This window comes from Azohydromonas australica DSM 1124 (assembly GCF_000430725.1).
GTDB classification, from domain to species: Bacteria; Pseudomonadota; Gammaproteobacteria; order Burkholderiales; family Burkholderiaceae_C; genus Azohydromonas; species Azohydromonas australica.
This window is the reverse complement of sequence record NZ_KE387203.1, coordinates 483343-506345: the sequence shown is the minus strand read 5'-3', so window position 1 is coordinate 506345 and position 23003 is coordinate 483343. Positions and strand designations below refer to the sequence as shown.

Below are 23003 nucleotides of genomic sequence, written 5' to 3'. Positions count from 1 at the left end.
GCGCGGTGGGTGACTGCCGTCCCGTGGCGCCGGTCCCCGCGTGGCGGCGCGATGCTGGGGCGTTGCACCGCGCTGGAGGAGCCGAAAGTGTTCGTCGTGCCCGCGATCCGCCTGGCCCAGCCGCAGGACGCGGCGGGAATCGCGCTCATGTCGCGCGACCAGATCGAGACCGACCTGGGCTGGAGCTGGCGCCGCGACCGCGTGCTGCAGGCGATGGCCAATCCCGCGGTCAACGTGGCCGTGCTGCAGATCGACCAGCGGCTGGTGAGCTTCGGGATCATGGAATACGGCGAGCACCACGCGCACCTGGCGCTGCTGGCGGTGGCGCCCACGCACCGGCGCCGCGGCGTGGGCGCGCGCCTGGTGGACTGGCTGCAGAAGCCGGCGCAGCTGGCGGGGCTGGAGAAGATCCGCCTGGAACTGCGGGCCGACAACCCTGGGGCGCTGGCCTTCTACCGCCGCCTGGGTTTCGAGGCCACCGGCCGGGCGGCCGGCTACTACGGCGGCGTGGTGGACGCCATCCGCATGGAGAAGAACCTGCGCACCGGCTGAGCCGCGCGCCGCGGCTTCAGCGCCTCAGCGCCTCAGCGCCGGTTCGAGCGCGCGCACAGGTGCACGATCAGCGCGAAGGCGTTCATCGCGATGCCCAGCACGCCCAGCATCACCAGGAAATTGCGGTAGGGCAGATTCGAATTCGAAATCAGCAGTATCCCGATGATGCTCAAACCCAGGCCAATGATGGTCATGGCGACCGGGTGTTTCTCGTGCAGTTTTCGGCTGGAAAGCAGCATGGCGCGCCCCTTGGAAATTGCGGCCGGCAGCCCGCCGGGGCAGCTGGGACCGGCAGCCCGCAGGCTGCCTTGCCGCCCTGCGGGCCGAGGCCTGACAGGTGCGATCCACGATGCCAGCGGAAATTCAACCTGTCCAAGCCCGGAAAATGGGGGGCCAGGCGGGGCGCGGCAATACGGTTGCAGCTGCCAGCAGGGTTTTTCACCGCAGCGGCATGCCAAATGGGAGGTTCGAACAAATATCAGGAGATTTGAGCGCTATACCGTGCCTACACGGAGCGGGCCCACACTTCATGGCCTACCGCAAATAACCGCCATGCCGTACCAGACCAGCTGAAAGCTTCCGAAAAGTTGACATAACTACTATTGAAGTGGATTAGGTGCGTGGGCCAACGCAGAGACGGTGTACTTGCGCCGGCCAATCGCGCTGGTGCGCGTACCGGCTGCTGCAGTGCGCAAGCCCGGACGCGCTGACCAGTGCAGCCCCGGGCCGGACGCCGGTGCTACCGGCGCCGATGCGGTTGGCTTGGGCTCAGGCCGCCGGCTTGTTGGGCGTGCGGTCGCTCCAGAGCACGCCGCCGCTGGCCCAGTTCTGGCGGGCGACGTCGAAGAACAACACGTCGACGCTGTCTGGGCTGCTGCCCAGCACGCGCGCGCAGGCGGCGGTGATTTCCTGGGCCAGGGCGGCCTTCTGTTCCGGGGTGCGGCCTTCGAAGAGTTCGATGCGGATGGTCGGCATGGTTCTGTATCCCTCGGGGGTCGGTGGTTTGAATCGAAAGTGGTAGGGAGCGCCCGGCTTGCAGGCGCGCATGGCTCAGTCGCGGAAGCCCGGCGACAGCCGCTCGGCGCGGCGCAGCAGCGCGGGCCATTCGGCGTCGCCGTCCCATTCGCTGCCGTCGCCCACCCATTGGCGGTAGGTGCGCTCGGCCAGTGCCGGGCTGGCGACCAGGACCTGTCCGCCCGACGCCGCCATGGCCCGGAGCTGGGCCTGCGCGGCGCGTTCGAGCAGGTGCATCAGCAGGTAGGCCTCGGCCACGCTGCGCCCCACGGTGAGCGTGCCGTGATTGTCCAGGATCAGCCCGTCGAGACTGCCCAGCGCCGCGACCATGCGCTGCTGCTCCTCGGCGCCCAGCGCCAAGCCCTCGTAGCCGTGGCGGCCCAGCCGGCCGTACAGGCGCATGGCCCACTGCGAGGTCGGCTGCAGCCCACCGGGCAGCATGGCCAGCGCCACGCCCCAGGGCGCGTGCAGGTGGACCACGCATTCCACGTCCGGCCGCGCCGCGTGCACCGCGCCGTGGATGGCGAAGCCGCTGGGATTGACGCGCCGGCCGCTGCCGTCCACCACACGCCCGTGCACGTCCACCTTCACCAGGCTGGAGGCCGTGACCTCCTCGAAGGACAGCCCGAACTCGTTGAGCAGGTACACGCCGGGTTCGCCCGGCACCGCGGCCGAGAGATGGGTGTAGATGGTGTCGTCCCAGCCCGCCAGCGCAGCCAGGCGGTAGGCGGCGGCCAGGTCGATGCGCACCTCGCGCTCGGTGCGCGGGCGCCGGGAAGGGGTCACGGCGGTCATGGCTTGATGAACTTGAGCACGAACTCGTCCTTGGGTTGCAGCGGGATGGGCGTGTTGCGGTCGCGCGGGTCGTTGGGGTTGCGCAGGAAGTCGCCCGTCGCGGCGAGCCTGAAGCCCGCGGCTTCGACCTCGCTGCGCAGAAAGGCTTCCTCGATGCGGTGAAGGGTACCGGACTCGGAGATGCCGGTGCCCGGCCGCCCGGCGTGGTCCGCGATGACGAAGATGCCGCCGGGCTTGAGCGCGCGGTAGATGGCGGCGTTCATGCGCGCGCGGTCCACGCCCAGGAAGCCCAGGTCGTGGTAGTTGAACATCAGCGTGACCAGGTCCAGCCGGCCTTCGGCCAGCTCGGCCGGCACGGGATCCTCGAAGTTGCGCACCACCGGCTCGATGGGCGCGGAAGCCACGCCCGCTTCCTGCAACCGGCGCGCGCGCTCGGCCAGCGCCACGGGCGACGGCGGACGCGGCGCGGTCGCGGCGGGTGGCGTGCCCTCGCCGCCGAGGGCCGGTGCAGGGGGCGCGGCCGGGGCGGTGCCGCCTTCGGGCGCCGGCGGGGGCTGCCGGGACGGATTGCGCGGCGCGCTGTGGCCGTAGACGCGGCCGGTAGGGCCGATGGCCCGGGCCAGCAGCTCGGTCGTGTAGCCGCCCGCGGCGCTGAGGTCCAGCGCCACCATGCCCGGGCGCGGGCCGATGAAGGCCAGCATCTCCGCGGGCTTGCGGCGCAGGTCGTTGCTGCGGTCGGCGGCGCTGCGATCGGGCGTGGCCAGGATGGCGGCGATGCGCTCGGCCGACAGCGGCGCATCCGGCGCCGTGGCCGCCGCCGTCGCCGCGGCGGGACCGGCCGGGTGGCTGGGCCCTTGCGCGCAACCGGCCAGCAGGGCCGCCAGGCCGCACAGCAGCGCCACGGGCTGCCTCAGGGATGTGAAAGCCCACGCGGGCCGGGATCTTGTCGTTTGCATCAGGGTCTCCTTCCGCGGCCCGTCAGAGGCGACAGGTCGACCAGATGCCCATGTTGCCGCTGGCCCAGGCCTCGGGCGCGCCGCCTGAGCCGGCAGCAGGACAGTGAATGAGACACGCCGGCCCAGGCAACGGGCCGGCGCGGCGGCAGCAGCTTACTTGTCGGACAGCGCCTTGATGGCCTGCTTGTCGCTTTCGTGGATCTGCTTGGCCTCGGCCTTCTGCGCCTTGCGCACGGCCTTCGCCTCCTTCTTGCAGGCGCGCTCGGCGCCGCCTTCTTCCGTGATCTCGCAGTCGGCCTTGTTCAGCTCGTGGTTGGCATCGGCGAGGTCCTTGCGGGCCTCGTACTCGGCCTTGGACTGCGTGTTCATGTCCTTGGCTTCTTGCTTGTTGATGGCCGGCTGTTCCTGCGCCAGGGCAGGCAGGCCCGGGCCGGCAAGGGTGGCGGCAATCAGGGCGGCAAAGAGGGTTTTCATGGGAAGTGATCGCAAACGTTGCACACCCGCCGGCTTTGGCAAGCCTTGTGCCGCGCATGGGCAGCAGCGCGCGGACCGGGTTACGGGCGTGGGTTTTACGAAATGACGAATATCAAGAGCGCCAGCCCAGCCGCGCAATCGAGGTTTCTATTAGTAACCGTAGCGCCCAGTGAATTTCCTGATCGTGGAAACCATGATCTCGTCAGGAAATGGCGATGCAATTTTTGCGAACGAGTGGCTGGGCGCCACGCGGATCGGTATTCAGCCCCCTCGCCTGGACTGCACCTATTCGACCCCTGCTGTGGACAATCCGGCGGCAGCTCGCTTCAGCGGATTTGAAATTGGTATCAACATAGTTTTAAGGTTGACACAAGCGGCATTTCGGAAGCCAATCGTGCCCGCCCGGAGGGTCCGGCACTGCCGGGGTCAATTCAATCGAAGCGACAGGGATGCGGCGCAATTGCAAGCGAGGAGACGTCATGTCCGTTTTCAATTTCGAATTTCCATTCACAGCGGCCTCGTTCACGCGCGGGGCTGCCGCGGCAGCGGCCTTCGCGGCGGTGGGTCTGGCCGGTGCGCTGGCGACCACGCCGGTCGGGGCAGCACCGGGCGAGCAGTCGGCGGGCAGCACCAGCGCCTCGCCCGAGAGCACCAGCGTGTTCTACGTTTATCCTGGCCGGCCGCGGGTCTGGTTGTCCAATCACGGCAACCTGCTGCGCTTCGAGGGGCCAACCGGTTATGACCACATCGGCGTGGGCAACCTCAGTGAAGGTTATGTGCTTTGCTATACCGGTTTTGGCGTCCAGCGCCGGGCCTGGGACACGGGCGAATCCGAATCCGGTTTCGGCCCTTCCACGGCCAGTTGCTCCGGTAACCGCTGCACCATCACCCGCAATACCTCTGACGGCTGGCTGCGCCTGCGCCAGGTGATCACGAAGGTCGACGTGGAAAGGTCCCTCACCGTCGAAATGACGCTGAGCCGAATCGGCGGCCCTTCCCTCTCCGGCGTGGTTTTGCGCCGCCAGGTGGATTTGGACGTCGATGCGGGTGGCAGTTTCGGCACGGGGGACACCACCAACTGGTTCGGCGCCACGGAGCGTGAATCGGTCTGGGCCTGGAATGCAGCGAACGACACCGGCCGTGAAGGCCACGCGGTGATGCTGCGCCAGATCCAGCGCACTCCCGCCGCCGTGCCTTATTTCGCCAAGGTGACCGAGCTCATCCTGGACAACAGCTGCAGCCCGTTCAATTTGGCGGCCGACGGCCCGGTCCGCGGCGACTACGGCGCCACGATCCAATACAACGTGGGCAACATGGGCCAGCAAGGCCAGACCTTCATGGGCCGGGTCCAGTACCAGCGCAACTGATCAAGCCTGAGGCGGGCGGAGGGAGACGGCGGCCCCGGCGGTGGAGATCCACTGCCGGGGCCGTCGCGCTTTTTCTGCCCTGGATCCGATGCACAGGATCGATATGGTCTTTAAAACAACATACGAGATTCAACCTACAAGTTTAACACTACGGGTTGCGTTTCCCGCCACGTTGCCGAGCCCGGCCCGTGTGAGGGAAATCAAGGGCAAGGCAGACGGATCAGGAAGAACTGCGGCATGGGCCATCACAGCCCGTCCAGGATAGGGTTCGTTGTGCTGGACGAATCGTGTATGTGTCGCAGTGCTCAGATGGTGACCACCAGGGGGAATTCGCAGCGTTCTCCGTCCGGGCCGGCTTCGAAAGGCCGGGTGACGGCGGCACGGTCCGCGGCCGAGAGCCGGCGCCAGATCGCGTCACGCGCATTGCCCGGATCGCCTTCGACGTAGAGCTGCGTGGTCAGCACTTCGCGCCCGCCCACGCGCACCTTGAAGTGGATGTGCGGCGTGCGCCCGGTGTACGGCACGGGCCGGATGGTGCGGAAGCGGTAGCGCCCGTCCGCGCCAGTGAGCACGCGCCCGAAGCCCTGGAAGGCCGGATCGGCGCGCCCGCCATCGCCCGGGTGGTGGTAGTGGCCCTGGCCGTCGCACTGCCAGATCTCCACCACCGCCCCCGCCAGCGCGCCGCCCGCCATGTCGGTCACGATGCCCTGCACCCAGCAAGGCTGGCCCTCGGCGTAGCGCAGCGGTCCGTGCGCCAGCAGGTCGAAGTCGGTGTCCTCGTCCAGGCGCACCGGATAGAACGGTCCCTCGGTCTGCGCCGGCGTGGGCCGCAGGGCCGGCGCAGACCGTCCTTCGGGCAGCAGCGGCCACAGGGCCAGGCCCGTGGCGACGCGGGAAAGCCACCGGCGGCGCGAAATGGCAGGGCTTTTCATGGGCAGCTCCTTCATCGGGAGTCAGGAAGGCGTCACGACACGCCGCCACAGTCTGCTCCCGACTGACAGCCGCCAAGGCATGCCCACGCGCGCCCTGCTGCACCGTGCCGCGCTGGCGCGGGCCGTGCCCGTTGCAGCGGCAACCGACAATGTCAGCTTCGAGCATCACCGTTTTTCGGAGGGAGTTCTTTCATGCACGGCGCGCTGCCCGACACCCCGCTGGACATCGTGGGCGACGTCCACGGGGAGCACGAGGCGCTGCAGGCCCTGCTGGCCGCACTGGGCTATGACGAGGAAGGCCGCCACCCGCAAGGGCGCCGCCTCGTGTTCGTGGGCGACCTGTGCGATCGCGGCCCGGACAGTCCCGGCGTGATCGCGCGCGTGCGTGCCCTGGTGGAGCAGGGCCGGGCCCAGGCGCTGCTGGGCAACCACGAGCTCAACCTGCTGCGCGGGCAGCGCAAGCAGGGCAGCGACTGGTTCTGGAACGAGGGCGCGCACCGCGACGCCCGCTTCACGCCCTTCGCCGCGCTGCAAAGCGAGGCCGAGCGCGCCGAGGTGCTGGCCTTCTTCGGGACGCTGCCGCTGACGCTGGAGCGTGCCGACTTGCGCGTGGTGCATGCCGCGTGGCATGCACCCTCGCTGGCACGGCTGGCCGAGCCGCGCCCGCCCGCGCCGCTGGCCGAGCTGTTCGAGCGACTGGACGACGAGGCCGACGTGGCGCTGATCACGCAGGGCTGGCGCGCCCGCGCGCGCGCCGAGAAGGCGCCCTGGCGCCACCACCTGGGCGACGCGGCGGCACCGGTGCCGATGCTGGAGGCCGTGGCGCACTGCGACGAGGCGCGCCAGGCACTCAACCCGCTGCGGGTGCTGATGCTGGGACTGGAGCGCCGCTCGCAGGCGCCCTTCTTCCACAACGGCCAGTGGCGCTTCACCGAGCGCGTGCCTTGGTGGGACGGCTACGGCGAGGACACGCCGGTGGTGGTGGGCCATTTCTGGCGCCACATTCCGCCGCTGCAGCGCGCGCATCTGGGCCGCGGCGGGCCGGACCTGTTCGCCGGCGTGTCGCACCTGGCCTGGCTCGGCCCGCGCGGCAACGTCTTCTGCGTGGACTACTCGGTGGGCGGGCGCTGGATGGAGCGCCGCGGCGAGGTCACGCCCGGCAGCACCCGGCTGGCGGCACTGCGCTGGCCCGAACGCAGCCTGGTGCTCGACGACGGGCAAATCGTCCACACCACGGGTTTCCGGGCCACGGCACGGGTTTGACTCAAAACTCGGAAAACGGCATCAACCCCGAGCCCGGCTGGTCGCTGGGCAATTTGCTCGGGATATGCAGATAACGGTCCAGAATTTCAAAGAAACGGTCGTAGAAACGCGGCGCGGTGACGGTTTCGCTGGCCACCTTCACCATGGAATCGGTGCCGGTGGAAAAAGGCAGCGACAGCGATCCCAGCGCGCCCACGCCCACGCTGGCGGAATTGCTGCTTTTCTTGAGCTCGAAGTGCTCCTGCACCGCGCTGACGAACACCGTGGCGCGCCGCTCGTCGTCCGGCCGGGCGGCGGCGGTGCAGACCACGCGGATCTCCATCTCCACGTGCTGGCCGCCAACCATCTGGAAATTCTTGCGGCCACGCATTTCCGTGTTTTGCACCGTGCTCACCAGATATCCCTGGCTCAACAGCGCCTGCCGTGCCGCCTCGCAGGCCTCGGGCGGTTCCAGGTCCACCGAGCGCGAGAAACGGTCCGTCGCATCAAAACTCTCCACCGGGTGCCCCGGGGTGGGCGCGTGCAAGGAACCGCAGCCCCAAAGCTGCAGCAGCAATATGGCGGAAACAAAGGAGCGGATCACCGGAAATTTGCAGGACAAGCTCATGCGGGGATTATCCCGGAGCTTCGGTAACCCGCCCCGCCGGCCCCGCGCGGCGGCGGCCACCACCGGCGCCCGGCCCTCGTGCCCCGATGCCGCGTCTCGGGCCCGGCCTTTGCCGTCCCCCGCGAAGCCCCGGGCCCGCACCCGGGCCGCCCGCGTCCTGGAGCGCCGGTGACCGCCACCACAGGAGATCGCATGAAGCTCAAGCTGACCACCTGGATCCTCATCGGCATGGGCGCCGGCATCGCGGTGGGCTATTTCTGCCACGCGCGCTACCCGGACGCGCAGGAGGCCAAGGCCGTCGCTGGCTACTTCTCGATCATCACGGACCTGTTCCTGCGGCTGATCAAGATGATCGTGGCGCCGCTGGTGCTGTCCACGCTGGTGGTGGGCGTGGCCAAGATGGGCGACCTCGGCGCCGTGGGGCGCATCGGCGCCAAGACGCTGGGCTGGTTCTTCGGGGCCTCCTTCATCTCGCTGGCGCTGGGCGCGCTGCTGGCCAACTGGTGGCAGCCCGGCGTGGGCCTGAACCTGCCGCTGCCCGATGCCTCGGCCTCCTCGGGCCTCAAGACCAGCTCGCTGTCGCTCAAGGAGTTCGTCACGCACCTGGTGCCGCGCAGCCTCTTCGAGGCGCTGGCGACCAACGAGATCCTGCAGATCGTGGTCTTCGCCGGCTTCTTCAGCATCGCCATCGCCTCCATCGGCAAGCCCGCCGAGGGCGTGGTGCAGCTGCTGGACCAGGTCGCGCACATCATGCTCAAGGTCACCGGCTACGTGATGAAGCTCGCGCCGCTGGCCGTGTTCGCCGCCATGGCCAGCATCATCACGACGCAGGGCCTGGGCGTGCTGGTGACCTATGGCACGTTCATGGGCGAGTTCTACCTGGGGCTGCTGCTGCTGTGGACGGTGCTCGGGACCGCGGGGCTGCTGGTGATCGGCCCGCGCGTGGTCAACCTGCTCAAGCTGCTGCGCGCGCCGATGCTGCTGGCCTTCAGCACCGCCAGCAGCGAGGCGGCCTACCCGAAGACGCTGGAGCAGCTGGAGCGCTTCGGCGTGCCCAACAAGATCGGCAGCTTCGTGCTGCCCATGGGCTACTCCTTCAACCTCGACGGCTCGATGATGTATTGCACCTTCGCGTCGCTGTTCATCGCGCAGGCCTACGGCATCGAGCTGTCGCTGGGGCAGCAGCTCACGATGCTGATGATCCTGATGCTCACCAGCAAGGGCATGGCCGGCGTGCCGCGCGCCTCGCTGGTGGTCATCGCCGCCACGCTGTCGCAGTTCAACGTGCCCGAGGCCGGGCTGCTGCTGATCATGGGCGTGGACCAGTTCCTGGACATGGGCCGCAGCGTGACCAACGTGGTCGGCAACGGCATCGCCACCTCGGTGGTGGCCAAGTGGGAGGGCGAGCTGGGCGCCGAGCGCTCCGAGGAGGTGCCGGCCGAGGCGCTGCTCGACGGCGAGGCGCGGCCCGCGGACGGCAGCGCGCGGCAGGTGGCGTGATGGGCGCCCGCCTCCGTGGCGCGCTGGCGGCGCTGGCGGTCTCGGGCTGCGCCCTGGCCGGCGGCGCCTGGGCCCAGTCCGGCGGCGAAGGCCTGGCCGGCACGCTGAAGAAGGTGCGCGACAGCGGCGTCGTGACCCTGGGCGTGCGCGACACCGCCTTCCCCTTCTCCTACGCCCTGCCCTCCGGGCGCCATGTCGGCTACAGCGTGGACCTGTGCCTGGCCATCGTGGAGGAGATCAAGTCGGCCATCGACCGCGCGGACGTGGCGGTGCGGCTGGTGGCGCTGCAGTCCGAGCAGCGCATCCCCGCGGTGAAGGACGGCCGCGTGGACCTGGAATGCGGCTCCACCACCAACACCCAGCAGCGCCGGCAGGAGGTGGCCTTCTCGCCGGTGATCTTCGTCACCGGCACCAAGCTGATGGTGCGGCGCGACAGCGGCATCCGCGCCTGGGAGCAGCTGCGCGGACGCACCGTGGCCGCCAGCGCCGGCACCACCAACGAGGCCACGATGCGCGCGCTGGCCGACAAGAGCGCGCCGGACCTGAAGCTGCTGACCCGGCCCGACCTGCGCCAGGCCTTCGAAGCCTTCGAGTCCGGCCAGGCCGACGCACTGGCCAGCGACGAGGTGCTGCTGCTGGGCCTCAGGGCACGCGCGAAGGAGCCGCGCGCGCTGGCCGTGGTGGGCGAGCTGCTGAGCTTCGAGCCCTACGGCATCGCCTACCGCCGCGACGATCCGCAGCTGGCGCAGGTGGTGGAGCGCAGCTTCCGCCGCTTGGCCGAGAGCCGCGAGCTGGCGTGGATCTACGACCAGTGGTTCCTGCGCCGCCTGCCCGGCGGCGAGGAGCTCAAGCTGCGCATGGGCCCGCAGCTGACGGCGATCTTCGAGGGCCTGGGGCTGCCGCCCTGAAGCGGCCGGCCGGTTGCGCGCGCCACCGCAAGGCCCTGGCCGATCCGCAGGCGGCGGCGCTGGCGTACAACTGCGCCATGGATGCTGCGGCGCAGCGACAGCGTTGCGGCAGCCTCCAGCCCAGTGGCCAAGGGAAGGAGCACGCGATGATCGAAGGACTGGTTGCCGGCAAGGTGTACGGTCGGCCGGAGCAGCGCACGGGCACCAACAGCGGCCGCCCCTTCGTGACGGCGAAGGTGCGCGCCGCCACCAGCGGCGGCGAGGTGCTTTTCGTCAACGTCCTGGCTTTCGACGCCACCGCGCAGGCGGCGCTGCTGGCGCTGTCGGACGGCGACGCGGTGTCAGTGGCCGGCACCCTCACGCCCAAGGTCTGGACGGACCGCGAAGGCCAGGCGCGGCCCTCGCTGGACATGGTGGCCAGCCAGGTGCTGAGCGCGTACCAGGTCAAGCGCAAGCGCGACACCGTCGGCGCCGCCGCAGGCAGCGCGGAGCCGCCGGCCCGCACGCCATACCCATCCGCGCCGGCGCCCGCGGCAGCCCGCCGCGGCGACTACCGCGCCCCGCCGCCGCCCGGCGCGGAACCCGGCGCCGACGGCTGGCCCGCCTCCGACGAGCCCTGGAACTGAGCCGGCACCCTCACCAGCCCCTGATTGCCGTTCGCTCCGAGGTAGCGCAAGGCGAACGGCCCCGGCGGGGCGGCAAGCCGCAGCGCCCGGATGCCCGGGACATCGCGGCGGTCGCGCCCCTCGCACGCCGCCCTTATGACTTCCTGATGTCCGGCCTGCTACGTTCCCAGGCATGGACACCGCCGAATCTCCCTCCCGCCGCCGGCTGCTGAACGGCGTGGTCGGCCTGGCCGTCTGGGCCGTGGCCTGGATCGCGCTGCCGGCGCTGGATGGCCGGCTCGACGTGCCAAACCTGGCCATGGTGCTGCTGCTGGCCTCCGCGCTCGCGAGCCTGTGGCTGCCGGTAGGTGCGTCACTGGCACTGACGCTGGGGTCGGTGCTGGCCTTCAACTGGCTGTTCGTGCCGCCGCGCCACACCTTCGCGGTGGACCTGCGGCAGGACGCGCTGCTGCTGGGCGCGACGCTGGTGGTCAGCACCATCGTGGCGCTGCTGATGTCGCGCCAGCGCGGCCTGGCCGCCAGCGCCCAGCGCCACGCGGCGCAGGCCGAGCAGATGCGCCGCCTGGGCGAGGCGCTGCGCGATGCCGACGACCCGGCGCAGCAGGGCGAGCGGCTGCGCGAGGCCCTGGCGCAGTTGCTGGGCGCGGCGCCGACACTGCTGCTGCTGCGCGAGCCGCTGCCCGCGCAGGACGACCCCGCCGCCGTGCTGCTGCTGGGCACGCCTACGGGCGACGAAAGCGCCGGGCTCTGGCAGTGCCTGCGGCAGGGCCAGCCTTTCGGTCCCGGCACCGGGCGCCACGGGGAGCTGCGGCAGTGGTACTGGCCGCTGCGCGGGCGCCAGGCCGCCTTCGGCGCCGCGGTGGTGGCCCTGGACAGCTTGAAGCTGCCGCCGGCCGAGGCCCTGCGCCGCCAGGCGCAGGCGCTGTGCGACCAGGCCGGGCTGGCGCTACAGCGCGCGCACGCGCAGCGCGCGGCGGAGGCGGCGCGCGAGCTGGCGCAGCTGCAGGGCGTGCGCAACGCGATGCTGGCAGCCATCTCGCACGACTACCGCACGCCGCTGGCGGCCATCCTGAGCGCGGCCTCCTCGCTGTGCGAGCAGGGCGAGCGGCTGTCGGCCGAGCAGCGCCGGCGCCTGGCGCGGACCATCGAGGACGAGGCCACGCAGCTCGGCCGCCTCACCGACAACACGCTGCAGCTCGCGCGGCTGGACGCACCCGGCGTGCAGCTGCAGCGCGACTGGGAGTCGGCCGAGGAGATCGTGGGCGCCGTGCTGCGCCGCGTGCGCGCGCACGACCCCGGCCGCCGCGTGCGCGCCTGGCTCGCGCCGGGGCTGCCGCTGGTGCGCTGCGACGCGCTGCTGCTGGCGCAGATGCTGGAGAACCTGGCGGACAACGCCCTCAAGTACAGCGACCCGCCTGCCCCCGTGGAGCTGGCGGTGCAGCTGCGCGAGGGCGGCGTGGTGTTCGCCGTGCGCGACCGCGGCCCCGGCGTGGCGCCGAGCTGGCGCGAGAAGGTGTTCGAGGTCTTCCAGCGCGGCGAGCCCCGGCCCGTGGCCGCGGGCGAGCGCGCCCGCCGCGGCGCCGGCGTGGGCCTGGCGGTGTGCCGCGCCATCGCGCGGGCGCACGGCGGCGAGCTGCGGCTGCGCCCGCGCGCCAACGGCGGCACCAGCTTCGAATGCTGGCTGCCCATCGAGCCGCCACCGCCCGAGCCCGGCATGCCGGCACCGGGCGACTTCTCGGCGACGGACACGCACGGCGCCGCGCCCGCGGCCTCGGCCGACGCGCTGGAGAACCCGGCAGGGCCAGGCAGACCCGATACGCCAGGCAGCCCCGCCGTGGCCGGAGGCGCGGCATGACGGCCCGCGCGGGAGGGTGGCGATGAGCCTGCGGGTGCTGCTGGTCGAGGACGACCGCGAGTTGCGCGCCACGCTGCGCGACGCGCTGGCGGTGGAGGGCTACGAGGTCGTCACCGCCGCGAGCCTGTCCGAAGGCCTGGCGCTGCTGACGCACCTGGGCCGGCAGCCCCGCCACGCCGGCGACGCCGGCACGGACCTGGTGCTGCTGGACCTGGGCCTGCCCGACGGCGAGGGCGAGACGCTGCTGGCGGCGCTGCGCCGCCGGCACGGGCTGCCGCTGATCGTGATCTCCGCGCGCCAGAGCGACGGCCAGAAGATCCGCCTGCTCGATGCCGGCGCCGACGACTACCTGGTGAAGCCTTTCGGCATCGGCGAGCTGCTGGCGCGCATGCGCGTGGCGCTGCGCCACCGGGGCACCCGGCTGGCGCCGGCGGTCACCCGCTACGCGCACGGTGCGCTGCAGGTGGACCTGGCGCGGCGCGAGGTGCGCGCCGGCGGTGCTCCCGTGCGCCTGACGCCCACCGAGTTCGAGCTGCTGGCCCGGCTGGTGCGCGACGCCGGGCGCGTGGTCACGCACCGGCAGCTGCTGGCCGACGTCTGGGGCCCGGAGCACGTGGCCGACACGCACTACCTGCGCCTGTACATGGGCCAGCTGCGCGCCAAGCTGGAGCCCGACCCGACCGAGCCGCAACTGCTGCTCACGGAGCCGGGGGTGGGGTACCGGCTGGCGGAGCCCGAAGGGACCGCCGAGGGTTGAGGCGGCCGCCGTTCCTTATGCGTTCCTGATGCGCCCCCCGCCACGCTGGGGCCCATGACGCAATCTCTTTCACCCCCGCTGTCCTCCAGCCCTTCCCCTACCGGCGCCGCCGTGCCCGGGCGCCAGGGCCTGCCGGCGCTGACGCTGGCCGCCATCGGCGTCGTCTTCGGCGACATCGGCACCAGCCCGCTCTACACGCTCAAGGAGGTGTTCCATCCCGCCACCGGCGTCCCGCTGGACGCGCCGCACCTCGTGGGCGCCTGCTCGACCATCGTCTGGGCGCTGATGCTCGTGGTCACGCTCAAGTACGTGATCCTCATCCTGCGCGCCGACAACCGCGGCGAGGGCGGCGTGCTGGCGCTCACGGCGCTGGCCGCGCACGCGGTACGCGGGCGGCCCGCCCTGCGCCACGGCCTGCTGCTGCTGGGCCTGCTGGGCGCCACGCTGTTCTACGGCGACAGCATCATCACGCCGGCCATCTCGGTGCTGGGCGCCATGGAGGGCCTGGAAGTGGCCGCGCCCGCGCTGCGGCCCTGGGTCGTGCCGGCCTCGGTGGCGGTGCTGGTGGCGCTGTTCGCGGTGCAGCGCCTGGGCACCGGCGCGGTGGGACGGGCCTTCGGGCCCGTCATCACGCTGTGGTTCCTGGTGCTGGCCGCCACGGGCGTGGCGCACATCGCGCGCGAGCCCGCGATCCTGGCGGCGCTCAACCCGCTGCATGCCGTGGCCTTCCTGCAGGAGCGCGGCTGGCAGGTGCTGGCCGCGGTGGGCGCCATCGTGCTGGCGCTCACCGGCGCCGAGGCGCTGTACGCGGACATGGGGCATTTCGGGAAGAAGCCGATCCGGCTGGCGTGGAGCGGCTTCGTGCTGCCGGCGCTTGCGCTGAACTACCTGGGCCAGGGCGCGCTGCTGATGGCCGACCCCGCGGCGCTGGAGAACCCCTTCTTCCACCTGTTCCCGCCGGCCTGGGTACCGGCGGCCGTGGTGCTGTCCGCGCTGGCGGCCGTCATCGCCTCGCAGGCCGTGATCTCGGGCGCCTACTCGCTGACCAAGCAGGCCATCCAGCTCGGCTTCCTGCCGCGCATGGCGCTGCGCTACACCTCGGCGCAGGAGTCGGGCCAGATCTACCTGCCCGCGGTGAACTGGATGCTGCTGGCCGGCGTGCTGGCCGTGGTGCTGGGCTTCGGCAGCTCCTCCGCGCTGGCGGGCGCCTACGGCATCGCGGTGACGGTGACGATGCTGCTCACGACGGCGCTGACCTTCTTCGTCGTGCGCCACGGCTGGCGCCTGCCGCTGCCCGTGGCCGTGGGCGCGACCACCTTCTTCCTGGCCCTGGACGCCTTGCTGGTGGCGAGCTGCGCCATGAAATTCCTCGACGGCGGCTGGTTCACCCTGGCCATCGGCCTGGCGCTGTTCGCGCTGATGAGCACCTGGGCCCGCGGGCGCGAGCTGCTGCTGCAGAGCATCCGCAGCGAGGGGCTGGCGCTGCAGGACTTCGTGCGGAGCCTGCAGGCACCGCAGGCCGCGCGCACGCCGCGCACGGCCGTCTACCCGGTGGCCGACCCCGAGACCGTGCCGCACGCGCTGCTGCACAACCTCAAGCACTACGGCGTGCTGCATGCGCGCAACGTGGTGCTGACCGTGCGCTTCCAGGACGTGCCTTGGGTGGACGAGGCCGAGCGGGCGCAGGTGCAGGCGCTGGGCGACGGCTTCTGGCGCGTGACGCTGCGCTACGGCTTCATGCAGGTGCCGGACGTGCCCCGGGCGCTGGAGGGCTGCAAGGCGGCCGGGCTGGAGCTTTCACCCTTCGAGACGAGCTATTTCCTCAGCCGCGAGACGGTGGTGCCCGCGCCGGGCGCGGGCATGGCGCACTGGCGCGAGCGGCTCTTCGCCGCCATGAGCCGCAACGCCGGCAGCGTCGCGGCCTTCTTCAGGCTGCCCGACAACGCGGTGGTGGAGCTGGGGACGCGCATCCAGATCTGAGGCCTGGGCGGCGCAACGCCCGCCCCGGCGGCGGCGCTGGGAGGGCCGCGGCTACACTCCCCGCGGGTGCCGCATCCCCTGGTCGATGCAGCAGGTTCAGCGAAGGTCGGGCCGCCTCGCGGCATGAATCCGCTTGCGCACCTGATGTCCACGCCCACCATCGACCTGATCGCCGCTGCCCTCTTCGCGGCCGCCCTGCTCCACACCTTCGCCGCGCACCAGTTCGAGCGGCTCTCGCACCGGTTCCCGCGCCACGCCGGGCTCCTGCACCTGCTGGGCGAGGTGGAAGTGGTCTTCGGCTTCTGGGCCATCGTGCTGGTGCTGGTGCTGGCCCTGGTGGCCAGCGGCGGGCACGCGCTGGAATACGCGGAGTCGCGCAACTACACCGAGCCGCTGTTCGTCTTCGTGGTGATGGTCATCGCGGGCTCGCGCCCGGTGCTGCAGACCGTGCGGGCCGCGCTGGACGCCGCGGCGCGCCTGATGCCGCTGCCGCGGGCCATGGCCGCCACCTGGCTCGGCCTGGCGGTGGTGCCGCTGCTGGGCTCGCTCATCACCGAGCCGGCGGCCATGACGATCGCCGCGCTGATGCTTGCGCCGCTGGTGTTCCGCCCGGGCATGCCCAAGCGCGCCAAGTACCTGGCGCTGGGCGTGCTCTTCGTCAACGTCTCCATCGGCGGCACGCTCACCGCCTACGCCGCGCCGCCGGTGCTGATGGTGGCCTCCACCTGGCAGTGGGACAGCGGCTTCATGCTGGCGCAGTTCGGCTGGAAGGCGGCGCTGGCGGTGGTGATCAACGCCTCGGTGGCGACCTTCCTGCTGCGCGAGCCGCTGCGTGCGCTGGCGGCGTCGCCGGTGCAGGCGCCGGACGCGGCCCGCGTGCCCGTGGCCGTGGTGCTGGTGCATCTGCTGCTGCTGGCCGGCGTGGTGCTGCTGGCGCACCACCCGGTGGCGTTCCTGAGCCTGTTCCTGCTGTTCCTGGGCTTCGCACAGGCCTATGGGCGCCACCAGGACACGCTGCTGATCCGCGAGGCGCTGCTGGTGGCCTTCTTCCTGGCCGGGCTGGTGGTGCTGGGCGGACTGCAGCGCTGGTGGCTGCAGCCCATCGTCTCGGCCCTGGAGCCGCTGGCGCTGTTCTTCGGCGCGCTGGGCCTCACGGCGGTGACCGACAACGCCGCGCTCACGTACCTGGGCTCGCTGGTGCCCGGCATGTCCGACGCGGCCAAATACATGCTGGTGGCCGGCGCGGTGGCCGGCGGCGGGCTGACCGTGATCGCCAACGCCCCCAATCCGGCCGGCGTGGCGCTGCTGCGCCGCGGCTTCGAGAACGGCTCCATCAGCGCCGGCGGGCTGCTGCTGGGCGCGCTGGGGCCCACGGCGGTGGCGGCAGCGGCGTTGTGGCTGCTCTGAACGGCCGGGGCCGCGGCTCAGCGGCCGAGATGGCTCACGATCGACTGCGCCGCCATCACGCCCATCTGCCGGAAGGCCGTCGCCGTGGTGCCGCCGATGTGCGGTGTCAGCACCGTGTTGGGTGCCGTCAGCCAGGGTGAATCGGGGCCCAGCGGTTCGTCCTGGAAACAGTCGATGCCCGCATGCAGCCGCCCGGCGTGGAGCTGCGCCAGCAGCGCGGCCTCGTCGAACAGGCCGGCGCGCGCCGTGTAGCAGGGCGGCGCGCAAGGCGTCGTGCAGCCACGGCGACACCAGCTCGCCGCGCGCGATCTCTTCCAGCCGCACCTTCTCGTCGGCCAGCTTCCCTTCCGCGGCCTGGAGCACGCGCTCCACGTCGGCGCGCGGGATCATGACCACGCCGTCGGCATCGCCCAGCACCAGGTCGCCCGGCTGCAGCCCTCGGTCATGGTGATCAGCGGGTACTGCAGCAGCTCCGCGGCGGTGAGCACGGTGCCCGCATCCAGGCGCCCGGGGGCAGCCGTCCAGGTGAACTCCACCGACGCGATGGTTTCGCTCTCGACCGACTCGCTCTCCCCCAGACCGCGGACCACCGCGAAGTCCAGCTCGCCGCGCACCACGCGGCGCTCCAGCCCCCGCGCCAGGTCCACGTAAGGCTGCAGCCGCAACGACGAGGCTCGTGGCGCACCGTCCTCACCAGCTGCGGCAGCCAGGTCAGCGCCACCAGCTCGCTGATGCCGAAGCGGCAGTCCCCGCTCAGCCGCGCGGAGGCCGTGGCCTCGGCGCGCATGGACTCCATCAGGTCCAGCATCTGGCGCGCCACGGGCAGCAGCCGCTGCCCCGCCTCGGTCAGCTGGACCTTCTTGCTGGAGCGGTCCAGGAGCACCGCGCCGACCGACTCCTCCAACTCCGCCACCCGCTTGGACAGCGAGGACTGGGTGATGTGCAGCCGCGTGGCCGCAACGCTGAAGCTGCCCAGCGCCGCGGTCCAGTAGAAGGCTTCGATCTCTTTGAGCGTCATGGCGTCGGGTCCGCGGTGGATGGAGGGGCGGGCTGCTGTGTACCGCAGTTCCGGGCCGGGGCCCGAGCCGCCGCCGCAGCCCTCACACTCCGGGGCCCGTACACCGCCCGATTCGTCCATGAGCGACTCCCTGCCCCGCCGCATCGTCTGCCTGACCGAGGAGCCCACCGAGGTGCTCTACGCCCTCGGCGAGGAGCACCGCATCGCCGGCATCTCCGGCTTCACCGTGCGCCCGGCCCGCGCGCGCCAGGAGAAGCCCCGCGTCAGCGCCTTCACCAGCGCCAACATCGACAAGATCCTGGCGCTGCAGCCCGACTTGGCCATCGGCTTCTCGGACATGCAGGCCGACATCGCGCAGGCGCTGGTGCGCCACGGCGTCGAGGTGTGGATCGCCAACCACCGCTCGGTGGACGGCATTCTGGGCTACGTGCGGCGCCTGGGCGCGCTGGTGGGCGCGGCGCAGAAGGCCGAAGCGCTGGCCGGCACGCTGCAGGCGCGCATCGAGGCCGCGCGCCGCGCCGCGCTGGCGCTGCCGCGCCGGCCGCGCGTGTACTTCGAGGAGTGGGACGAGCCCATGATCAGCGCCATCCGCTGGGTCAGCGAGCTCGTCGGCATCGCCGGCGGCGACGACATCTTTCCCGAGCGCGCGCAGGCCGGCCTGGGCCGCGACCGCATCGTGGCCGACCCTGCCGAGGTCATCGCGCGGCAGCCGGACATCATCATCGGCTCGTGGTGCGGCAAGAAGTTCAGGGCCGAGCACGTGGCCCGGCGCCCGGGCTGGCAGGACGTGCCGGCCGTGCGCGACGGCGAGCTGCACGAGATCAAGTCGCCGCTGATCCTGCAGCCCGGTCCCGCCGCGCTCACCGACGGGCTGGACGCGCTGCAGCGCATCGTGGCGGGCTGGGCGGCGCGGCAGCGGGGCTGAGAAGACCGGTCAGGCCGGCACCGCCTCCCAGGCCGCCGCCGGCGCCGGGCGGCCGAACAGGTAGCCCTGGAAGAACGGGCAGCCGTGGCGCGCCAGGAAATGCTGCTGCCCCACGGTCTCCACGCCCTCGGCCACCACCTTCAGCGACAGGCTGCGCGCCAGCAGCAGGATGGTCTGCACGATGCTCGCGTCGTTGGGGTCGCTGAGCAGATCGTTGATGAAGGAGCGGTCGATCTTGAGTTCGTCCAGCGGCAGCCGCTTGAGGTAGGCCAGCGACGAGTAGCCGGTGCCGAAGTCGTCGATCGAGAAGCGCACGCCGTGCGCGCGCAGTGCCGCCATCTTCTGCGCCACCTCCTCCACGTCGTGCAGCAGCAGGCTCTCGGTGAGCTCCAGCTTGAGCAGATTTGCATCGGCGCCGGTGTGGCGCAGCGTCTGCAGCACCTCCTCGACGAAGCCGGGCTGGTGGAACTGGCGCGCGCTGACGTTGACCGACAGCGTCAGCTGCCGCGTGGCGGCATCGTCCGCCCACGCCGCGAGCTGCTTGCACGCGGCCTCCAGCACCTGGCGGCCCAGCACCGGGATCAGCCCGTGCTGCTCCGCCAGCTCGATGAACTCCAGCGGCTGCACCACGCCGCGCACCGGGTGCAGCCAGCGCGCCAGCGCCTCCGCGCCCACGCGGCGGCCCTGCCCGTCCACCACCGGCTGCAGGTGGATGAACATCTCGCCGCGCTCCAGCCCGTGGCGCAGGTCCGCAGCCAGCGCCGCACGCGCCAGCACCGCCTCCTGCATGGCCGGGTCGAAGAAGCGCAGCGTGTGGCGCCCCGCGTCCTTGGCCTGGTACATGGCGAAATCGGCCCGCTTGAGCAGCTCGTCGGCGGTGTCGTCCGGCAGGCCGAACAGCGCGATGCCGATGCTGCCGCTGCCGCAGTAGCGCTTGCCCTCCAGCTCGTAGGGCTGCGCAATGCACTCCACCAGCCTGGCGGCGATGACCTGCGCCTGAGAGGCCGCTTCCAGCGGCAGCGTGCCCAGGTCCTCGGCGATCACCACGAACTCGTCGCCGCCCATGCGCGCGGCCGTGTCGTTGGCGCGCAGGCAGTCCCGCAGCCGCCGGGCGACCTCCTGCAGCAGCGCGTCGCCGCTGGCGTGGCCGTGGCTGTCGTTGAGCGACTTGAAGTTGTCCAGGTCGATGAACATCAGCGCGCCCAGCTGCCCGTTGCGCCGGCCCAGCGCCAGCGCGTGCTGCAGCCGGTCGAGCATCAGGCGCCGGTTGGGCAGCCCGGTGAGCGGGTCGTAGAAGGCCAGGCGCTGCGTCAGCTCCTCGGCCTGGCGGCGCTCGGTCACGTCGGTGAAGCTGCCCACCATGCGCAGCGGCCGGCCCTGCGCGTCGCGCTCGACCACGTCGCCGCGGTCCAGCACCCAGATGGCGCTGCCGTCCAGGCGCCGCATGCGGTGCTCGTGGCGGTAGGGGCCATGGCCGTCCAGGCAGCGCTGCACCGCCGCCATGACATCGGGCAGGTCCTCGGGAAAGAGGCAGTTCTGGAAGTCCCGGACGGTACCGGTGAGGTGCGTGCCATCCAGCCCCAGCAACTCGTACCAGCGCTGGTTGTGCTGCAGCGCGTTGGTGCGCAGGTCCCAGTCCCACACGCCCTCGCCCGTCACGTTGAGCACGTAGCGCAGGCGCCGCTCGCTGTCCTGCACCTTCTGCTGGGCTTCGCGGATGTCGGTGATGTCGTGCGCGATGACGAGAATGCGCGGCAGCCCGTTGTCGCCGAGGAAGGGCTTCTTGATCGACTTGAACCACCGCGTCTGGCCGCTGCGGTGGTCGGTGGACTCCTCGAACACGATCTCCGTGCGGCCGTGCGCCATGATGGCCAGGACACTGGCGCGCATCTGGTCGGCCTGCTCCTTGGTCGCGCTGAAGTGCCCGTCGTGCTTGCCCACCATCGCCTCGGGCGTGGTGCCGTAGAACTCGGCCACCGGCTGGTTGCACAGCAGGAAGTTGCCTTGGTGGTCCTTGAGCACGATGAAGTCGGGCGACTCGTCCAGCACCGTGCGCAGCAGCGCCTTCTGCGCCAGCAGGTCGCGCTGCGCGTCGCCGGCGTGCCAGGCACTGCCGGTCAGCCCCTCCAGCCGGGCCTTCAGGGACAGGATCTCCTGCGCGCGCGCATGCAGCGCAAGGTCGCCGTGGACCGCATCCAGCGGCGGGGCGGCAGCGTCGTTCAAGGTGCTTCCCTCCGGCGCGCACGCCCTGGGCGCCGCGGCCATGTCAACGGCTCAAAGTTGGAACGCCCTGGCCCTGCGGCTGGCCACAAATGCAACCCGCCGCGACCAGACGGACATTGTCTCCAACCATGCCCCGTTTAGGGGGTTGACGTGTGACAGGACTGTCAAAGTAGACACGACGTGCCGGCCGCCGCGCGCTCAGCCGGGATGCGCGGGCCGTGGCGCACCCGCGGCGCGGCGGCCGCGGCGGCGGGCGCCGGCCACGAGGCTCAGCAGCGCCGCCAGCGGCAGCAGCGGCCACGCGGGCGAGCCCAGCGCCGCCAGCGTCACCGCCTCCACCACGCACCAGGCCAGGGGCAGCGGCAACAGCAGCCAGCGGCCCAGGCCCGCGGGCGTGAGTGGCACGAGCGCCAGCATGGCCAGCACGGTGGGCGCGGGCATCAGGCCCACCACCTCCGCACGCCACCAGGGCCCGCCCGACAGTGCCGGCGCCAGCAGCGGCAGGCCGACCAGGGCCAGCAGGAGCAGCAGCACCGCCGCAGCCCGGGCCCGGACTCCGGGCGCGCGCTCGAAGGCGTCGCGCCGTGCCAGGAGCGCCAGCAGGAAGGACTGCAGCGCGAAGCCCAGCGCCATCTCCGGCGCGGCCCAGTGGATGCGCCCGTAGCGCAGCACCAGGAAATCCCAGGCCACCGTGAGGCACCACAGGGCGCACAGCGCGGCCAGCAGCCGCGCCGCGCCGTCCACGCGCCGCAGCAGCGCCACCAACGCGACGGCGCCGCAGCCCAGCATCAGCCACTGCGCCGGCCACAGCGCGCGGTTGTGGGCTTCCACCAGCCGGGCGTAGGTGCGTGGGGAGAACAGCTGCACGTCCGCCGGGACGTAGGTCCACCACTCGCCCATCACAGCGCCTGCACCTGGGCCGCGATGCGCTGGCGCAGCGCCGCGTCGGGCAGCCGCCCGGCGGCGGCGGTGAGGTTCTCGCGCACGTGCGCAACCTGCGTGGTGGCCGGAATCACGCAGGTCACGGCCGGGTGCGCGACGATGAACTTGAGCACCAGCTGCGCCCAGCTCGTGGCGCCCAGCTCCGAGGCGGCCCAGGCCGGCACCGGGTGGCGCGCCAAGCGCCGCAGCAGCTCGCCCTGCTGGAAGGGCCGGTTGACGATGACGGCGATGCCGCGCTCCTGCGCCAGCGGCAGCAGCCGCTGCTCGGCCTCGCGGTCCACGGGGTTGTAGGTGAACTGCACGAAGTCCAGCTTCTGCGTCGCCATCACGCGCTCGAACTCGGCATGGCGCCGGCCCTCGGAAGTGGTGATGCCCACGTAGCGCAGCCGCCCCGCGGCCTTCATGCGCTGCAGCATCGGCAGGTGCTGCTCCCAGGCCAGCAGGTTGTGCACCTGCAGCAGGTCCAGGCGCGGCAGGCCCCAGTAGACGCGCGAGGCTTCCACCTGCTCCGGCCCCTGGCGGGCGTTGCCGGTCCAGACCTTGTCGGCGGCGAAGACCCGGTCGCGCGAGCGCAGCGTGCGCAGCGCCGCGCCCACCACCTCCTGCGAGGAGCCGTACATGGGCGAGGAGTCGATCAGACGCCCGCCGCCGTCCAGGAAGGCCTGCACCACGCGCGTGCTCTCCTCGCGCAGCTCGGCGTCGCGCCCGACGTTGAAGGTGATCCAGGTACCCAGCCCCATCGCTGGCAGCCGCTCACGGCTGGAGGGGATCTCGCGCAGGGGCAGGCTCGCGGGGGTGCCCTGGGCAGTGGCCGGCAGCGCCAGCGAGCCGGCCGCGGCCCCGGCCAAGCCGGCCAGCAGGCGGCGGCGTCCGGGCATGGGTGGATGCTTCATGGCGGCAAG

At 71.7% G+C, this 23003-nt stretch carries 22 protein-coding genes and 2 pseudogenes; 11 read left to right on the top strand and 13 right to left on the bottom strand.

The window, feature by feature from the left end:
• Positions 1-87: 87 nt before the first annotated feature.
• Positions 88-552 carry a GNAT family N-acetyltransferase gene (locus tag H537_RS49550; RefSeq protein WP_169517062.1) on the top strand — a complete coding sequence of 155 codons (465 nt, stop codon included), beginning with the start codon at positions 88-90 and terminating at the stop codon, positions 550-552.
• A 32-nt stretch (positions 553-584) separates the two neighbouring features.
• Here H537_RS49550 and H537_RS53275 read toward each other — a convergent pair whose 3' ends face one another.
• The 5 genes from H537_RS53275 to H537_RS0121420 form a co-directional block, all read right to left on the bottom strand.
• Entirely contained in the window at positions 585-791 is a 207-nt protein-coding gene (locus H537_RS53275) for a hypothetical protein (RefSeq protein WP_028999485.1), read from the bottom strand.
• A 529-nt stretch (positions 792-1320) separates the two neighbouring features.
• A complete protein-coding gene (locus H537_RS0121435) occupies positions 1321-1527 on the bottom strand; it encodes a 4-oxalocrotonate tautomerase (protein WP_028999484.1) in 207 nt (68 codons plus the stop codon).
• 75 nt (positions 1528-1602) lie between these two features.
• Complete coding sequence (locus tag H537_RS0121430; protein WP_043459398.1) at positions 1603-2361, bottom strand: class II aldolase/adducin family protein; 759 nt, start codon at positions 2359-2361, stop codon at positions 1603-1605.
• A complete protein-coding gene (locus H537_RS0121425) occupies positions 2358-3317 on the bottom strand; it encodes a class I SAM-dependent methyltransferase (RefSeq protein ID WP_211235047.1) in 960 nt (319 codons plus the stop codon). Before H537_RS0121425 ends, H537_RS0121430 begins: the two co-directional genes overlap by 4 nt.
• A gap of 153 nt (positions 3318-3470) precedes the next feature.
• Positions 3471-3791 carry a hypothetical protein gene (locus H537_RS0121420; RefSeq protein WP_028999481.1) on the bottom strand — a complete coding sequence of 107 codons (321 nt, stop codon included), beginning with the start codon at positions 3789-3791 and terminating at the stop codon, positions 3471-3473.
• A 479-nt stretch (positions 3792-4270) separates the two neighbouring features.
• On the opposite strand from H537_RS0121420, the gene H537_RS0121415 reads away from it, so the two are divergent.
• A complete protein-coding gene (locus tag H537_RS0121415; protein ID WP_028999480.1) occupies positions 4271-5158 on the top strand; it encodes a hypothetical protein in 888 nt (295 codons plus the stop codon).
• Positions 5159-5463: 305 nt separating this feature from the next.
• Here the strand turns inward: H537_RS0121415 and H537_RS0121410 are convergent, their stop codons facing one another.
• Positions 5464-6090, bottom strand: a complete 627-nt coding sequence (locus H537_RS0121410) for a dioxygenase family protein (protein ID WP_051243081.1) — start codon at positions 6088-6090, stop codon at positions 5464-5466.
• Positions 6091-6282: 192 nt separating this feature from the next.
• Here H537_RS0121410 and H537_RS0121405 point away from each other — a divergent pair, with 192 nt between their 5' ends.
• The gene (locus H537_RS0121405) at positions 6283-7353 is read left to right on the top strand and encodes a metallophosphoesterase (RefSeq protein WP_028999478.1); all 1071 of its coding nucleotides are present in this window, start codon (positions 6283-6285) and stop codon (positions 7351-7353) included.
• Between the two features lies 1 nt (position 7354).
• Here H537_RS0121405 and H537_RS44580 read toward each other — a convergent pair whose 3' ends face one another.
• A complete protein-coding gene (locus H537_RS44580; protein WP_043459394.1) occupies positions 7355-7960 on the bottom strand; it encodes a DUF2242 domain-containing protein in 606 nt (201 codons plus the stop codon).
• Positions 7961-8152: 192 nt separating this feature from the next.
• On the opposite strand from H537_RS44580, the gene H537_RS44575 reads away from it, so the two are divergent.
• From H537_RS44575 to H537_RS0121365, 7 genes are all read left to right on the top strand, one after another.
• Entirely contained in the window at positions 8153-9460 is a 1308-nt protein-coding gene (locus H537_RS44575) for a dicarboxylate/amino acid:cation symporter (protein ID WP_051243044.1), read from the top strand.
• On the top strand, positions 9460-10368 hold the full coding sequence (locus tag H537_RS0121390; protein WP_051243043.1) for an amino acid ABC transporter substrate-binding protein: 909 nt from the start codon (positions 9460-9462) through the stop codon (positions 10366-10368). The genes H537_RS44575 and H537_RS0121390 overlap by 1 nt, the downstream gene beginning before the upstream one ends.
• A gap of 146 nt (positions 10369-10514) precedes the next feature.
• Complete coding sequence (locus tag H537_RS44570) at positions 10515-10994, top strand: single-stranded DNA-binding protein (RefSeq protein ID WP_084150855.1); 480 nt, start codon at positions 10515-10517, stop codon at positions 10992-10994.
• 172 nt (positions 10995-11166) lie between these two features.
• On the top strand, positions 11167-12849 hold the full coding sequence (locus H537_RS44565) for a sensor histidine kinase (RefSeq protein ID WP_051243042.1): 1683 nt from the start codon (positions 11167-11169) through the stop codon (positions 12847-12849).
• A 22-nt stretch (positions 12850-12871) separates the two neighbouring features.
• A complete protein-coding gene (locus H537_RS0121375; protein WP_028999476.1) occupies positions 12872-13606 on the top strand; it encodes a winged helix-turn-helix domain-containing protein in 735 nt (244 codons plus the stop codon).
• A 54-nt stretch (positions 13607-13660) separates the two neighbouring features.
• Entirely contained in the window at positions 13661-15586 is a 1926-nt protein-coding gene (locus tag H537_RS0121370) for a potassium transporter Kup (protein ID WP_084150854.1), read from the top strand.
• Between the two features lie 144 nt (positions 15587-15730).
• Positions 15731-16993, top strand: a complete 1263-nt coding sequence (locus H537_RS0121365; protein ID WP_028999474.1) for a putative Na+/H+ antiporter — start codon at positions 15731-15733, stop codon at positions 16991-16993.
• Positions 16994-17010: 17 nt separating this feature from the next.
• Here H537_RS0121365 and H537_RS56325 read toward each other — a convergent pair.
• From H537_RS56325 to H537_RS56845, 3 genes and pseudogenes are all read right to left on the bottom strand, one after another.
• A pseudogene (locus H537_RS56325) lies at positions 17011-17229 on the bottom strand (NAD(P)-dependent oxidoreductase); the annotation flags it as partial.
• Between the two features lie 150 nt (positions 17230-17379).
• Positions 17380-17658 (bottom strand): LysR substrate-binding domain-containing protein, encoded by a 279-nt coding sequence (locus H537_RS54550; protein WP_028999473.1) that lies wholly within the window; start codon positions 17656-17658, stop codon positions 17380-17382.
• Positions 17659-17885: 227 nt separating this feature from the next.
• Positions 17886-18011 (bottom strand): annotated as a pseudogene (locus H537_RS56845) (LysR family transcriptional regulator); the annotation flags it as partial.
• A gap of 118 nt (positions 18012-18129) precedes the next feature.
• Between H537_RS56845 and H537_RS0121345 the strand changes: the two are divergent.
• Positions 18130-18936, top strand: coding sequence for an ABC transporter substrate-binding protein (locus H537_RS0121345; RefSeq protein WP_028999471.1), 807 nt, complete (start codon positions 18130-18132; stop codon positions 18934-18936).
• A 9-nt stretch (positions 18937-18945) separates the two neighbouring features.
• Here H537_RS0121345 and H537_RS44555 read toward each other — a convergent pair whose 3' ends face one another.
• From H537_RS44555 to H537_RS0121330, 3 genes are all read right to left on the bottom strand, one after another.
• On the bottom strand, positions 18946-21159 hold the full coding sequence (locus H537_RS44555) for a sensor domain-containing protein (RefSeq protein WP_169517060.1): 2214 nt from the start codon (positions 21157-21159) through the stop codon (positions 18946-18948).
• A gap of 198 nt (positions 21160-21357) precedes the next feature.
• A complete protein-coding gene (locus H537_RS0121335) occupies positions 21358-22059 on the bottom strand; it encodes a DUF6064 family protein (protein WP_028999470.1) in 702 nt (233 codons plus the stop codon).
• On the bottom strand, positions 22059-22994 hold the full coding sequence (locus H537_RS0121330) for an aldo/keto reductase (protein WP_238446752.1): 936 nt from the start codon (positions 22992-22994) through the stop codon (positions 22059-22061). Before H537_RS0121330 ends, H537_RS0121335 begins: the two co-directional genes overlap by 1 nt.
• Positions 22995-23003: the final 9 nt, after the last annotated feature.

Bases quoted from the DNA above. Each gene is read 5' to 3' on its own strand.
- H537_RS53275 (WP_028999485.1), bottom strand. From the start codon at position 791: ATGCTGCTTTCCAGCCGAAAACTGCACGAGAAACACCCGGTCGCCATG.
- H537_RS0121435 (WP_028999484.1), bottom strand. From the start codon at position 1,527: ATGCCGACCATCCGCATCGAACTCTTCGAAGGCCGCACCCCGGAACAG.
- H537_RS0121430 (WP_043459398.1), bottom strand. From the start codon at position 2,361: ATGACCGCCGTGACCCCTTCCCGGCGCCCGCGCACCGAGCGCGAGGTG.
- H537_RS0121425 (WP_211235047.1), bottom strand. From the start codon at position 3,317: ATGCAAACGACAAGATCCCGGCCCGCGTGGGCTTTCACATCCCTGAGG.
- H537_RS0121420 (WP_028999481.1), bottom strand. From the start codon at position 3,791: ATGAAAACCCTCTTTGCCGCCCTGATTGCCGCCACCCTTGCCGGCCCG.
- H537_RS0121415 (WP_028999480.1), top strand. From the start codon at position 4,271: ATGTCCGTTTTCAATTTCGAATTTCCATTCACAGCGGCCTCGTTCACG.
- H537_RS0121410 (WP_051243081.1), bottom strand. From the start codon at position 6,090: ATGAAAAGCCCTGCCATTTCGCGCCGCCGGTGGCTTTCCCGCGTCGCC.
- H537_RS0121405 (WP_028999478.1), top strand. From the start codon at position 6,283: ATGCACGGCGCGCTGCCCGACACCCCGCTGGACATCGTGGGCGACGTC.
- H537_RS44580 (WP_043459394.1), bottom strand. From the start codon at position 7,960: ATGAGCTTGTCCTGCAAATTTCCGGTGATCCGCTCCTTTGTTTCCGCC.
- H537_RS44575 (WP_051243044.1), top strand. From the start codon at position 8,153: ATGAAGCTCAAGCTGACCACCTGGATCCTCATCGGCATGGGCGCCGGC.
- H537_RS0121390 (WP_051243043.1), top strand. From the start codon at position 9,460: ATGGGCGCCCGCCTCCGTGGCGCGCTGGCGGCGCTGGCGGTCTCGGGC.
- H537_RS44570 (WP_084150855.1), top strand. From the start codon at position 10,515: ATGATCGAAGGACTGGTTGCCGGCAAGGTGTACGGTCGGCCGGAGCAG.
- H537_RS44565 (WP_051243042.1), top strand. From the start codon at position 11,167: ATGGACACCGCCGAATCTCCCTCCCGCCGCCGGCTGCTGAACGGCGTG.
- H537_RS0121375 (WP_028999476.1), top strand. From the start codon at position 12,872: ATGAGCCTGCGGGTGCTGCTGGTCGAGGACGACCGCGAGTTGCGCGCC.
- H537_RS0121370 (WP_084150854.1), top strand. From the start codon at position 13,661: ATGACGCAATCTCTTTCACCCCCGCTGTCCTCCAGCCCTTCCCCTACC.
- H537_RS0121365 (WP_028999474.1), top strand. From the start codon at position 15,731: ATGTCCACGCCCACCATCGACCTGATCGCCGCTGCCCTCTTCGCGGCC.
- H537_RS0121345 (WP_028999471.1), top strand. From the start codon at position 18,130: ATGAGCGACTCCCTGCCCCGCCGCATCGTCTGCCTGACCGAGGAGCCC.
- H537_RS0121335 (WP_028999470.1), bottom strand. From the start codon at position 22,059: ATGGGCGAGTGGTGGACCTACGTCCCGGCGGACGTGCAGCTGTTCTCC.
- H537_RS0121330 (WP_238446752.1), bottom strand. From the start codon at position 22,994: ATGAAGCATCCACCCATGCCCGGACGCCGCCGCCTGCTGGCCGGCTTG.